The following is a 12,500-nucleotide window of genomic DNA, read 5'->3' on the forward strand; positions in this document are numbered from 1 at the left end:
CTCAGCCCCCGAGTCCGTCGGCGAGTGCCACGGTGGCGATGCCCTCGGCGAACGCGCGCAGGGACTCGGGGGTCTCGTCGAACCGCCAGTCGGCCTTGCCGCCCTGGTCCCGGTCGCGTTCGAACCAGATGAAGCCGAGGACGTCCGGCTGCTGGTTGAGCCAGCCGAAGAAGTCGGTGGTCCACTTCGCTTTGAGTTCGGTGCTGGGCTCGCGGCCGGTCTCGGTGATCAGCATCGGCTTGTGGGTGATCCGGCGCAGGATGTCCACGGTCGGCCCGAAGGTGTCGGTGGCGCTCGCCTCGCCCTTGGTGCCGTAGCCGGTCAGGCCGATCCAGTCCACGTAGTCGTCGCCGGGGTAGAGCCCGGCCAGGTCGACGTTCGGCACCGGGCGGACGATGTTGGCGCTCCACACCCAGATCACGTTGTCCGCGCCGGCCTGCGCGAACAGGTCGTGGATGTGCTTCCAGGCCTGGACGTACTGGCCCTTCTGGTTGCCGTTCTTCGCCTCCGACCAGGGGTACCAGGTGCCGTTCATCTCGTGCGCGAACCGGAGCGCCACCGGCCACTTCTGGGCGGCCACGCTCTGGGCGAAGCGCTTGATGTAGTCGTCGTGGGAGCCGTTGACGATGGTCGACAGGGCGAACTCGGGCTGCTCGGTGTGCCCGTTGTCCTCGCCGTCCCAGGGCTCCCAGGAGATCACCGGCAGGGTGCCGTGCGCGTAGGCGCGGGCGATGGCCTTGGGGTCGAACTCTGAGGTCCAGCGCACGAAGTACTCGGTCATGGTGGGCCGCACGCCGGCCTTCGCGGCGATCGCGTCGACCTCGCCGGCGGACCACGGGGCCTCCGGGGTCGCCACGCCGAAGTACTTGCCCTTCGGCGTCTCGAACAGCGACTTGTCCGGCACCGGCGGCGGGGCCGGGTGGATCAGCTGGCCGAGCCCGGGCGCACCGGCCGGGCGGCCCAGCCCCGCGTACCGCGGCCCCTTGCCGTCCAGCTCCAGCGCGGCCATGACGCCCCAGCAGAGCGTGCCCAGCAGCAGCACGTTGACGGTCATCCAGATCCGCAGCCGGATGCCGCTGCCCCGCGACCACCAGTGGGTCTTCTTCCGGCGCCGCGCGGCGGGGGCCGGCCGTTGCTCGGCGAGGGGCTCCACGGTCGTGTCAGACACTGATCATCACCGATCCGAACAGCAGCGCACTGCCCAGCAGGTAGGGGATGACCACCTTGACGCTGCGCGCCCGCTCGCCGGCGAAGCCGTCCTTGCGGGTGCCCCAGGAGGCGTTGTGGCCCATCCGGAAGAAGCCCAGCAGCCGTACCGGCAGCAGGACGAACGTGTTGATCACCATGAACACCGGGAGGAACACCAGGTCCTGCGCCCGGTAGGCGAAGTGACGGCCGAACCGGACCGCGATCGAGAGCAGCGACATCACCGCGGCGAGCACCAGGACGGTCGCGACGGCCTTCCAGTGCACCGCGGGCAGCGGCAGCTCCATGTACAGGCTGGGGCCGGTGCGGTGCCACAGCGCCTCGCCCCAGGAGGCGAACGAGCCGAGCAGGACGAACGGCACCACGATGTCTACCACGTAGAACAGCGCCAGCATCCGGGCCCGCCGCAGCATCCAGGGCAGCATCCGGAGGGTGTTGTACTGCGAGCCGCGGGCCCAGCGGTACTGCTGCTTGGCGAGCTTGCCCAGCCGCAGCGGCGCGTCGGTGTAGACCAGCGAGCTGGACTGGTAGACGGTCCGGTAGCCCTGCTTGAGCGTGTAGTTGGTCAGCGTGCGGTCGTCGCTGACCTCCAGGAAGACGCCGAGGAACTTCTCCGACAGGAAGTCGTCCATGCACTCCAGCAGGATCTTCCGGCGGAAGGCGATGGTCCGGCCGGGCAGGCAGCCGACGGTGCCGAGCACGCTCATCGCGGGCAGCGAGTACTGGCAGCGGACGCTCTCCAGCCAGTCCGCCCAGCGGGTGAGCACCGAGCGGCCCGGGTCCAGGATGCGCTGACGGGTCGTCACCCCGCCGATCTTCTCGTCGCGGAAGGGCTTGACCAGTTCGGGCAGGGTGGTGGGCGTCCAGATGGTGTCGGAGTCGACCAGCACCGCGATCTCGCTGGTGCAGGCCTCCAGGCCGACCTTCAGGGCGTTGCGCTTGCCGGGGGTCTCGGTCCACTCCCAGTAGACGCCGAGGCTGTTGCAGACCTCTTCGAGCGCGGTGTTCCGCTTGCCGTTGATGACCACGACCATCTCGGTCGGCTGCTGGTCGATGATCCGGTCCAGCACCGAGTAGAAGAGGTCCGGGGGCTCGTCCACCACGGGGATGATCACCGAGGTGGTGACCTGGTACGGCCGCGTCCACGGGCGGTACCGGCGGGCCAGGCCGAGGCGCACGAACCACAGCACCCACACGCCGCTCATGAAGACCGCGAAGGGGTAGATGGTGCCGACAGTCCACCACTGGCGGAGCTGGAGCAGGAAAGCGAGCATGGCCCCCGGACCGTCTCGATCGACTGTTCACGTATGGAGTAGGCCGACCTGTGACGTGCACGGGTTGGGCCGTCCTGATGATAGACGGCCGGGCAAGGCGTGAATCAGGCTGAAAATGGGCATAGCGGGCACCGCGGTGGCCGGTGTCACGTCAATCGGGACCAAGCCGTGATGCCCGTGGCCCGTCAGAGCTTGCGCAGCCGGGCCCGGCGGACCTTGTGGTCCGGGCCCTTCTGCAGGATCAGGGTGGCCCGGCCGCGGGTCGGCAGGACGTTCTCCAGCAGGTTCGGGCGGTTGATGGTCCGCCAGACCTGGCGGCCGTAGTCCATCGCCTCCTCCTCGGGCACCTCGGTGAAGCGCCGGAAGTAGGAGTTCGGGTCCTGGAACGCCGTCTCGCGCAGCTTGCGGAACCGGTCCAGGTACCAGCTCTCGATGTCGTCGGTGCGGGCGTCCACGTAGATCGAGAAGTCGAAGTAGTCGGCGACCGCCATCCTGGTCCGGCCGTCGGTGCCCGGCAGGGCCGGCTGCAGCACGTTCAGGCCCTCGACGATCAGGATGTCCGGGCGCTCCACCACCAGCCGCTCGTCCGGCACGATGTCGTAGACCAGGTGCGAGTACACCGGGGCGGTGACCCGCTCCTTGCCCGCCTTCACGTCCGCGACGAAGCGCATCAGGGCCCGCCGGTCGTACGACTCCGGGAAGCCCTTGCGGGCCATCAGGCCGCGCCGGCGCAGCTCCGCGTTGGGCAGCAGGAAGCCGTCGGTGGTGACCAGCTCCACCCGCGGGTGCTCCGGCCAGCGCGCCAGCAGCGCCTTCAGCAGGCGGGCCGTGGTCGACTTGCCGACCGCGACCGAGCCCGCCACGCCGATCACGAAGGGCGTCCGGACCCGCTCGGTGTCGGGCGTGTCGAGGAAGCTCCCGACCGCGCCGCGCAGCTCGTGGGTGGCGTGCACGTACAGGTTGAGCAGCCGGGACAGCGGCAGGTAGACGTCCCGGACCTCGTCGAGGTCGAGCGCGGTGCCGAGGCCGCGCAGGCGCTCGACCTCCTCGGCGGTGAGCGGCAGGGGGGTGCGTTCGCGCAGGGCGCTCCACTCCGCGCGGTCCAGATCCACGTACGGGGAGGGGGTGGGCGCGGGGGTCGCGCCCCTCGTACAGAGTTCGGTCAGCACAGGGTCCATTGTGGGCCGTGTCCGGCGTACGGGGTGTTGTGGTGTCGGTCACCCGGCGTGGTCAGCCGTTCCGCCGGGTTCCGAACACCGCCACCTATGCTGGCGCATATGTGCGGAATTGTTGGATATACGGGCCCCCAGGCGGCCCTCGACGTAGTGATCGCGGGTCTGCGGCGGCTGGAGTACCGGGGCTACGACTCGGCCGGTGTCGCGGTGCAGACCGAAGGAGCCCCCGGGCAGTGGCTCCTGGCGACCGACAAGCGGGCCGGAAAGCTCGTCAACCTGGAGAAGTCGCTGGCCGAGACCCCGCTCCCGGCCGGCACCACGGGCATCGGGCACACCCGGTGGGCCACCCACGGCGGCCCCACCGACGCCAACGCCCACCCCCACCTGGACGACCACCGCAAGGTCGCGGTCGTCCACAACGGCATCATCGAGAACTTCGCCCGGCTGCGCGCCGACCTCGCCGACCGGGGCCACACCCTCCGCTCCGAGACCGACACCGAGGTCGTCGCCCACCTGCTCGCCGAGGCCTACGACGGCGACCTGGCCGAGGCCATGCGCGCCGTCTGCCGCCAGCTCGACGGCGCGTTCACCCTGGTCGCGGTGCACGCCGACGCGCCCGGCGTGGTGGTCGGCGCCCGCCGCAACTCCCCGCTGGTGGTCGGCGTCGGCGACGGCGAGAACTTCCTCGCCTCCGACGTCGCCGCCTTCATCGAGCACACCCGCGAGGCGATCGAGCTCGGGCAGGACCAGGTCGTCGAACTCCGTCCCTCCGGAGTCGTCGTCACCGGGTTCGACGGCACGCCCGCCGAGGTCCGCGAGTACCACGTGGACTGGGACGCCTCCGCCGCCGAGAAGGGCGGCTACGACTACTTCATGCTCAAGGAGATCGCCGAGCAGCCGAAGGCCGTCGCCGACACCCTGCTCGGCCGGATCGGCACCGACGGCCGGCTCACCCTCGACGAGCTGCGCATCCCCGACCAGGTGCTGCGCGAGGTCGACAAGGTGGTGATCGTCGCCTGCGGCACCGCCTTCCACGCCGGCACCATCGCCAAGTACGCGATCGAGCACTGGACCCGCATCCCCTGCGAGGTCGAGGTGGCCAGCGAGTTCCGCTACCGCGACCCGATCCTGGACGACCGCACCCTGGTGATCGCCATCTCCCAGTCCGGCGAGACCATGGACACCTTGATGGCGCTGCGGCACGCCCGCGAGCAGGGCGCGAAGGTGCTGGCCATCTGCAACACCAACGGCTCGACCATCCCGCGCGAGTCCGACGCGGTGCTGTACACCCACGCCGGGCCCGAGGTCGCGGTCGCCTCCACCAAGGCCTTCCTGACCCAGCTGGTCGCCTGCTACCTGGTCGCGCTCTACCTCGGCCAGGTGCGCGGCACCAAGTGGGGCGACGAGATCTCCTCCGTCATCCGCGAACTCGGCGACGCCCCGCGGCAGGTCGAGGAGGTGCTGCGGACCATGGAGCCGGTGCGCGAACTGGCCCGCTCGCTGGCCGATGCCCGCTCCGTCCTCTTCCTGGGCCGGCACGTCGGCTACCCCGTGGCCCTGGAGGGCGCGCTCAAGCTCAAGGAGCTCGCCTACATGCACGCCGAGGGCTTCGCCGCCGGCGAGCTCAAGCACGGGCCGATCGCCCTGATCGAGGAGGGCCTGCCGGTCGTCGTGGTGGTGCCCTCGCCGCGCGGCCGGTCGATCCTGCACGACAAGATCGTCTCCAACATCCAGGAGATCAGGGCCCGCGGCGCCCGGACCATCGTGATCGCCGAGGAGGGCGACGAGGCCGTCGTCCCCTACGCCGACCACCTGATCCGGATCCCCGCCACCCCCACCCTGCTGCAGCCGCTGGTCTCCACCGTCCCGCTCCAGGTCTTCGCCTGCGAGCTGGCCACCGCCAAGGGCCACGAGGTCGACCAGCCGCGCAACCTGGCGAAGTCCGTCACCGTCGAGTAGCCCGCGTATCGTCCATCCCCGTACGGGGACGCCTGTTGTCGCACGGGGATGGACGAGGGAGCGGGACGTGATCATCGGGGTCGGCATCGACGTGGCGGACATCGAACGGTTCGGGGAATCCCTGGAACGCACCCCCGGACTCGCCGAACGCCTCTTCACCCCCGCCGAGTTGACCCTCCCCTCCGGCAAGCGCCGCGGCACCGCCTCGCTGGCCGCGCGGTTCGCCGCGAAGGAGGCGGTGGCCAAGGCGCTGGGGGCTCCGCCCGGACTGCGCTGGGAGGACGCCGAGGTCCGGGTCGAGGAGTCGGGCCGCCCCCTGCTCCACATCACCGGCACCGTCGAGGCCCGGGCCGCCGCGCTCGGCGTCACCTCCTGGCACGTCTCGCTCAGCCACGACGCGGGGGTCGCCTCGGCGGTCGTCATCGCCGAGGGTTGATCGGGCCCACGCTTCGGGAGGAGCAACCAGGGGCCGGGGAACGGCGGCGCCGAGGGGCTGGTGACCGACGGGCCGCGATGCGCCGACCCTGTTTCGGGCCTGAGGTCCTTGGCCGACGCCCCGTGGCGCCCCACCGGGTTCCGGCGTTCAGCCTCTCGGCCCCGCCGTTCCCCGGGCCCCTGATTTCTCCCGTCCCATCTGCCCAAGAGTTTCTCGTTCGAGGAGTGCGGATGCGTTTCGCCCATCGGGTCGATCAAGTACGGGCCGCCGAGGCCGAGTCGATGGCGCGGCTGCCGGACGGGGCGCTGATGCAGCGGGCCGCCGCCGGGCTGGCGGCGACGTGTGCGGGGCTGTTGCCGCGGGTGTACGGGAGCCGGGTGGTGGTGCTGGCCGGGTCCGGGGACAACGGGGGGGACGCGCTGTTCGCGGCGGCGCGGCTCGCCCGGCGGGGGGCCCGGGTGGAGGCGCTGCTGCTGGACCCGGCCAGGGCGCACGCCGGGGGCCTGGCCGCGCTGCTGGCGGCCGGCGGGCGGGTGACGGAGGATCAGGGCGCGTTCGGGCGGGCCGACCTGGTGCTGGACGGGATCGTCGGGATCGGCGGGCGCGGTCCGCTGCGCCCGGCCGCCGCGCCGTTCGCGGGGATGCCGCGGCGCGGGACGGTGGTGGCGGTGGACATCCCGTCGGGCGTCGACCCGGACACCGGGGAGGTCGCGGGGGCCGCGCTGCGGGCCGACGTCACGGTGTGCTTCGGGACCCACAAGCCGGGGCTGCTGATCGACCCCGGCGCGCAGTACGCGGGCGTGGTGCACCTCGTCGGCCTCGGGCTGGACCTGCCGCCCGCGCCCGTCGAGGTGCTGCAGCGCGCCGACGTGGCCGCGCTGCTGCCGGCGCCCGGGGCGGAGAGCGACAAGTACCGGCGCGGCGTGGTCGGGATCGCCGCCGGTTCGGCCACCTACCCGGGGGCGGCGGTGCTGGCCGTCGCGGGGGCGCTGTACGGCGGCGCGGGGGCGGTCCGGTACACCGGGCACGCGGCCGCGGAGGTGGTGCGGCGGCACCCGGAGGCGCTGGTGACGGAGGACGGCCCGGCCCGGGCCGGGCGGGTGCAGGCGTGGGTGGTCGGGCCCGGCGGGGGAGCGGGGGCGGCGGACGCGCTGCGGGAGGCCCTGGACAGCGCGGTCCCGGTGCTGGTGGACGCCGACGCGCTCACCGAACTGGCCCGGACCGGGCCGGAGCCGACGCTCGGCCGGGCGGCGCCGGTGCTGCTCACCCCGCACGCCGGGGAGGCCGCCCGGCTGCTCGCGGGCCTCGGCGAGGACACCGGCGCCGAGGAGGTCGCGGCGCACCGGCTGCGGTCCGCGCGGCGGCTGGCCGCCGGGTACGGCGCGACGGTGCTGCTGAAGGGCTCCAGCACGGTGATCGCCGACCCCGGCGGCCGGGTCCGGGTCAACCGCACCGGCACCGGCTGGCTCGGCACGGCCGGCAGCGGCGACGTCCTGGCCGGACTGGCGGGCTCGCTGCTCGCCACCGGCCTCGCCCCGCTGGACGCCGCCTCCGTCGCCGCCCACCTGCACGGCCTGGCCGGCCGCCGCGCGGCGGGCCCGGGCGCCCCGATCACCGCCCTCGACATCGCCGCCGCCCTCCACCCGACCTGGGCCGCGCTGGTGGGCTGAGGCACCCACCGGACGGGCCCGGCGGAACCGGAATCCCGCCCGCCGCGTGGAGGCAGTGGGGAGGCGGGACGTACGGGTGGACGGGTGAGAACGACCCGGTCGGCCGTGCCCCTGACGGGGGGAGCGGCGGCGGTCTGGGAGACTGATGGGCGATGACGACTGCGAACACCACCGGCACACCCGCACTGGCCCGGGGCGCCCGCGCCGAGGCGACGATCGACCTCGGCGCGCTGCGCGACAACCTGGCCGCGCTGCGGGCCCGCGTCGACGGGCCCGAACTGATGGCCGTGGTGAAGGCCGACGCGTACGGGCACGGGGCGCTGCGGTGCGCCCTGGAGGCCGTCGCGTCGGGGGTGCGCTGGCTGGGCACGGCCACGCCGGAGGAGGCGCTGGCGCTGCGGGCCGCCGGGATCGGGCCGGAGCGGGCCCGGGTGCTGTGCTGGCTGTGGACGCCGGGCGGGCCGTGGGCGCAGGCGCTGCGCGAGTCGGTGGACATCTCGGTCGGCGGCCGGTGGGCGCTGGACGAGCTGCTGGCGGCGGTCCGGGAGACCGGCGTCCCGGCCCGGGTGCACCTGAAGATCGACACCGGCTTGGGCCGCAACGGCTGCCAGCCGCACGACTGGCCGGACCTGGTGGAGAACGCGGTCAAGGCGCAGGCGGACGGCCTGCTGCGGGTGGTCGGCGTCTGGTCGCACTTCGCGGCGGCCGACGAGCCGGGCCACCCGTCGATCCAGGCCCAGCTGGACTCGTTCGCGCAGGCGCTGGCGTTCGCCGAGCGGGCCGGGGTCGACCCGGAGGTGCGGCACCTGGCGAACTCGCCGGCCACCCTGCTGCTGCCGCAGTCGCACTACGACCTGGTCCGGCCGGGCCTGGCGATGTACGGGCTGTCCCCGGTGCCGGACGTCGGCGCCCCGGCGGACTACGGGCTACGGCCGGTGATGTCGCTGGCGGCCCGGCTGGCGCTGGTCAAGCGCGCTCCCGGCGGCCACGGCGTCTCCTACGGCCACCACTACACGACGCCGGGCCCGACCACGCTCGGCCTGGTGCCGGTCGGCTACGCGGACGGCGTGCCCCGGCACGCCAGCAACACCGGGCCGGTGCAGATCGGCTCCTCCTGGTACCGGGTGGCGGGCCGGGTCGCGATGGACCAGTTCGTCGTCGACCTGGGCGGCGACCTGCCCGAGGTCGGCGCGGAGGTGCTGCTGTTCGGCTCCGGCGAGCGCGGCGAGCCGACCGCCGAGGACTGGGCCCGGGCCTGCGGCACCATCGCGTACGAGATCATCACCCGGATCGGGGGCCGGGTGCCGCGCCGCTACGTCGGGGGGACCGAGGGCTGATGGCCGAGCAGTCGCCGTCCGGCGGGGTCTCCCGCGCGGGCCTGATCGGGATCTCGCTGGGCGTGCTGGCCGCCGGGGCGGCGGCCGGGGTGGCGATCGAGCGGCTGACGGTGGGGCGGGCGATGCGCCGCCGGGCCCGGGAGGAACTGGACGCCGCGGCGCCGTTCGGGTCGCTGCGCGGCAAGCCCCGCAAGGTGGCCGCCGACGACGGCACCGAACTGTACGTCGAGGTGGACGAGCCCGAGCGGGACGGCGGCCCGACCGTGGTGTTCTGCCACGGCTACTGCCTGAACCAGGACGGCTGGCACTTCCAGCGCGCGGCCCTGCGCGGCGCGCTGCGCACCGTGTTCTGGGACCAGCGCAGCCACGGCCGCTCCGAGCGCTCCCGGTCCTTCCTGGGCGGCGAGCCCGCCTCGATCGACCAGCTCGGCGCCGACCTGCGGGCGGTGCTGGACGCGGTGGTGCCGGACGGCCCGGTGGTGCTGGTCGGGCACTCGATGGGCGGGATGACGGTGATGGCGCTGGCCGCCCAGCACCCCGAGCTGTTCGCCCCGGGCGGCCGGGTCGCGGGCGTGGCGCTGGTCGGTACGCTGGCCGGCGACTGGGACTCGGTGCCGCTGGGCCTGCCCGCGCTCGGCGCCAAGGTGGTGAAGCGGGTCGCCCCGGGCGTGGTGCGGCTGCTGGGCCGCCAGGTCGAGCTGGTGGAGGCCACCCGGCGCTGGGGCTCGGACGTGGCGGCGGTGTTCTACCGGCGCTTCTCGTTCGGGGGCAAGGACGTCGACCCGGCGGTGGCCCGGTTCGCCGAGCAGCTGCTGGACGCCACCCCGATCGACGTGGTCGCCGAGTTCTACCCGGCCTTCTCCGCGCACGACAAGCGGGCCGCGCTGGCCGGGCTGGCCGGCGTCCCGACCCTGGTGCTGGCCGGCACCAAGGACCTGCTGACCCCGCCCGAGTACTCGGAGGCGATCGCCGCCGCGCTGCCCGGCGCCCGCCTGGTGCTGGTGCCGGACACCGGGCACCTGGTGATGCTGGAGCGCCCCGGCACCGTCGACCGCGAGCTGGCCGCCCTGCTGGAGCGGGCCGCCGCGTACGCCGGGACGGGCCCGCTGCCGGACGCGGTGCGGGAGCTGGCGGCCGAGCCGGAGAGCCCGGCCGCGGACTGAGTGCGGGCGGCGCCTCCGCGGTGTGGCACCTTAGGGGTGGCCGCAACGACCGAAGAAGGGCGCCATGGGTTCGCAGACCACGCTGACCGTCGAAACCGCCGAGCGGATGACCGGCCTCGGCCGGCGGCTCGCCGGGCTGCTGCGCCCCGGCGACCTGGTGCTGCTGTCGGGGGAGCTGGGCGCGGGCAAGACCACGCTGACCCGGGGCCTGGGCGAGGGCCTGGGGGTGCGCGGCGCCGTCACCTCGCCGACCTTCGTGATCGCCCGGGTGCACCCCTCGCTGTCCGGCGGCCCCGCGCTGGTGCACGTGGACGCGTACCGGCTGGGCGGCGGCCTGGACGAGATGGAGGACCTCGACCTGGACGTGTCGCTGCCGGAGTCGGTGGTCGTCGTGGAGTGGGGCGAGGGCAAGGTCGAGCAGCTCTCCGAGGACCGGCTGGAGATCCGGATCGAGCGCACCCTGGGCGGCGAGGCGGCGGACGCCGTCGAGGAGGCCGACGGGCGGCGGGTCACCCTGACCGGGCTGGGCGGGCGCTGGGACGGTCAGGACCTCACCGGATTGGGTGAGAACTGAACCGGGTTTCCGACAGCGTGTCGGCAAACTGTTGCGGCGCACCGCGCGGGCGTGATGGGATGGCGCCAGCAGGTTAGGTATGCCTAACTAGGGAGGCGCCCCATGACGAGCACCACCCCCGGTACCGAGGACTGTTCCGCGACCACCGCCCGGGGCGGCCGGGACGAGCGGCCCGAGGCCGTGCGCCCGCTCGCCGCGCCCGTGCCGATGCGCGCCCTGCTGGCGTCCTGCCGCGCCGCCGCCGCGGTCTCCACCCCGCCGGAGCGCGACGCCGCCTGACGCCTGACCGCCCGGGGCTAGGCGACCACGACCACCCGGGTGCCGTTCGGCGCGAAGTCCCACAGCTGCTGGGCGTCCGAGCGGGAGGAGCGGATGCCGCCGGGCTTGCTCTTCGGGTCCGGCGCGGCCGTCGGCTGCGCGGACTCGTCGACCAGCGCGCTGAAGCCGAACACCGTGCCGGACTGCTGCGCGAACCGCACCACGTGCTCGACCTTGCGCCCGTCGCTGCCGTCGCTCGCTGCCGACCGGCTGTACACCGTGTACGCGCCGAGCGAGGGCTGGACGGCGCCCGGCGTCACCTTGAACGAGGCCACCACCGGCACCGGCTTCTTCGGGTCGACCAGCCACACCTGGCGGTCCTTCAGCGAGTACACCACCCGCAGGCCCGCGCCGGACTCGGCCGGCAGCGGCGGGGCGCTCGGCTGCGCGCTCGCCGAGGGCGCGGCTGACGGGGCGCCGGCGCTGCTGCTGCTGGACGCCGACGGGGCCGCCGCCACCGCGCGGGAGGCGGCGCCGTTCGCCTGGAACGCCAGCAGCCCGACCACCGCGAGGGCGCCCAGGGTCAACCCGCCGACCACCACACCAGGACCCAGCTTCGCCACGTCTGCTCCTCAACGCTCCGCATCCCACGTCCGAGAGCCCATCGTGCCAGGTTCGGACCCCTGTTCCGTCCTCTTCCGATCGTGTGTTCCCCGCCGTACGGGCCCCCGCGCCGGACCCTCTAACCTTGAACCCGTGCTCCTCCTCGCCTTCGACACCGCCACCCCCGCCGTCACCGCCGCCGTCCACGACGGCGAGCGGGTGCTCGCCGAGTCCTACGAGGTCGACGCGCGGCGGCACGGCGAACTGCTGCTCCCCACCGTCGCCGCCGTGCTGCGCGCCGCCGGCGCGGACAAGCGCGACCTGACCGCGCTGGCGGTCGGCGTCGGCCCCGGCCCGTACACCGGCCTGCGGGTCGGCCTGGTCACCGCGGCTGCCCTCGGCGACGCGCTCGGCCTGCCCGTGCACGGCGTCTGCACCCTCGACGCGATCGCCCACCAGGCCCGCGCCGAGGGCCTGACCGGGCCGTTCGCGGTCGCCACCGACGCCCGCCGCAAGGAGGTCTACTGGGCCCGCTACGACGCCGACGGCGCCCGGGTGGCCGGCCCCGCGGTGGACCGCCCGGCGGAGATCGAGCCGGGGGAGCGGACGGTCGGCGCGGGCGCGCTGCTGTACGGCCTGCCCGGCGCGAGCGGCCCCGAGCACGTCTCGGCGGGCGCGCTCGCCGACTTCGCGGTCCGCGAGCTGGCGGCCGGGCGCGCCCTGCTGCCCAACGCCCCGCTGTACCTGCGCCGCCCGGACGCCCAGGTCCCCGCGGGCTACAAGGCGGTGCTGCCGGCGTGAGCGGCGGCGGAGCGGTCGGCCGGCGTGGCTGAGTACGCGCTGCG

12 protein-coding genes are annotated in these 12,500 nt (G+C 74.1%); 8 read left to right on the forward strand and 4 right to left on the reverse strand.

The window, feature by feature from the left end:
• Window position 1: 1 nt before the first annotated feature.
• From ACIOHG_RS09770 to coaA, 3 genes are all read right to left on the reverse strand, one after another.
• Complete coding sequence (locus ACIOHG_RS09770) at window positions 2-1,168, reverse strand: glycoside hydrolase family 26 protein (RefSeq protein ID WP_400947542.1); 1,167 nt, start codon at window positions 1,166-1,168, stop codon at window positions 2-4.
• Window positions 1,161-2,480 carry a glycosyltransferase family 2 protein gene (locus ACIOHG_RS09775; RefSeq protein ID WP_400947545.1) on the reverse strand — a complete coding sequence of 440 codons (1,320 nt, stop codon included), beginning with the start codon at window positions 2,478-2,480 and terminating at the stop codon, window positions 1,161-1,163. The genes ACIOHG_RS09770 and ACIOHG_RS09775 overlap by 8 nt, the downstream gene beginning before the upstream one ends.
• A 185-nt stretch (window positions 2,481-2,665) precedes the next feature.
• On the reverse strand, window positions 2,666-3,658 hold the full coding sequence (coaA, locus tag ACIOHG_RS09780; RefSeq protein WP_400947548.1) for a type I pantothenate kinase: 993 nt from the start codon (window positions 3,656-3,658) through the stop codon (window positions 2,666-2,668).
• A 99-nt stretch (window positions 3,659-3,757) separates the two neighbouring features.
• Here coaA and glmS point away from each other — a divergent pair, with 99 nt between their 5' ends.
• The 7 genes from glmS to ACIOHG_RS09815 all read left to right on the forward strand — a co-directional run bounded on the left by glmS (window position 3,758) and on the right by ACIOHG_RS09815 (window position 11,073).
• Window positions 3,758-5,614 carry a glutamine--fructose-6-phosphate transaminase (isomerizing) gene (glmS, locus tag ACIOHG_RS09785; RefSeq protein WP_400947551.1) on the forward strand — a complete coding sequence of 619 codons (1,857 nt, stop codon included), beginning with the start codon at window positions 3,758-3,760 and terminating at the stop codon, window positions 5,612-5,614.
• A 67-nt stretch (window positions 5,615-5,681) separates the two neighbouring features.
• Window positions 5,682-6,050, forward strand: coding sequence for a holo-ACP synthase (locus ACIOHG_RS09790; RefSeq protein ID WP_400947554.1), 369 nt, complete (start codon window positions 5,682-5,684; stop codon window positions 6,048-6,050).
• A gap of 230 nt (window positions 6,051-6,280) precedes the next feature.
• A complete protein-coding gene (locus ACIOHG_RS09795; RefSeq protein WP_400947556.1) occupies window positions 6,281-7,720 on the forward strand; it encodes an NAD(P)H-hydrate dehydratase in 1,440 nt (479 codons plus the stop codon).
• Window positions 7,721-7,872: 152 nt separating this feature from the next.
• A complete protein-coding gene (gene alr / locus ACIOHG_RS09800) occupies window positions 7,873-9,057 on the forward strand; it encodes an alanine racemase (RefSeq protein ID WP_400947559.1) in 1,185 nt (394 codons plus the stop codon).
• Complete coding sequence (locus ACIOHG_RS09805; RefSeq protein ID WP_400947561.1) at window positions 9,057-10,220, forward strand: alpha/beta fold hydrolase; 1,164 nt, start codon at window positions 9,057-9,059, stop codon at window positions 10,218-10,220. Before alr ends, ACIOHG_RS09805 begins: the two co-directional genes overlap by 1 nt.
• 64 nt (window positions 10,221-10,284) lie before the next feature.
• Window positions 10,285-10,794, forward strand: a complete 510-nt coding sequence (gene tsaE / locus ACIOHG_RS09810; RefSeq protein WP_400947563.1) for a tRNA (adenosine(37)-N6)-threonylcarbamoyltransferase complex ATPase subunit type 1 TsaE — start codon at window positions 10,285-10,287, stop codon at window positions 10,792-10,794.
• 102 nt (window positions 10,795-10,896) lie between these two features.
• On the forward strand, window positions 10,897-11,073 hold the full coding sequence (locus tag ACIOHG_RS09815) for a hypothetical protein (RefSeq protein ID WP_400947566.1): 177 nt from the start codon (window positions 10,897-10,899) through the stop codon (window positions 11,071-11,073).
• A 17-nt stretch (window positions 11,074-11,090) separates the two neighbouring features.
• On the opposite strand, the gene ACIOHG_RS09820 is transcribed toward ACIOHG_RS09815, so the two are convergent.
• Window positions 11,091-11,675, reverse strand: a complete 585-nt coding sequence (locus ACIOHG_RS09820) for a L,D-transpeptidase (protein ID WP_400947569.1) — start codon at window positions 11,673-11,675, stop codon at window positions 11,091-11,093.
• Window positions 11,676-11,808: 133 nt separating this feature from the next.
• Between ACIOHG_RS09820 and tsaB the strand changes: the two genes are divergently transcribed.
• On the forward strand, window positions 11,809-12,456 hold the full coding sequence (gene tsaB, locus ACIOHG_RS09825) for a tRNA (adenosine(37)-N6)-threonylcarbamoyltransferase complex dimerization subunit type 1 TsaB (RefSeq protein WP_400947572.1): 648 nt from the start codon (window positions 11,809-11,811) through the stop codon (window positions 12,454-12,456).
• The last annotated feature ends 44 nt before the right edge of the window (window positions 12,457-12,500 follow it).

This window comes from Kitasatospora sp. NPDC088134 (assembly GCF_044741705.1).
In the GTDB taxonomy this organism is placed as follows: Bacteria; Actinomycetota; Actinomycetes; order Streptomycetales; family Streptomycetaceae; genus Kitasatospora.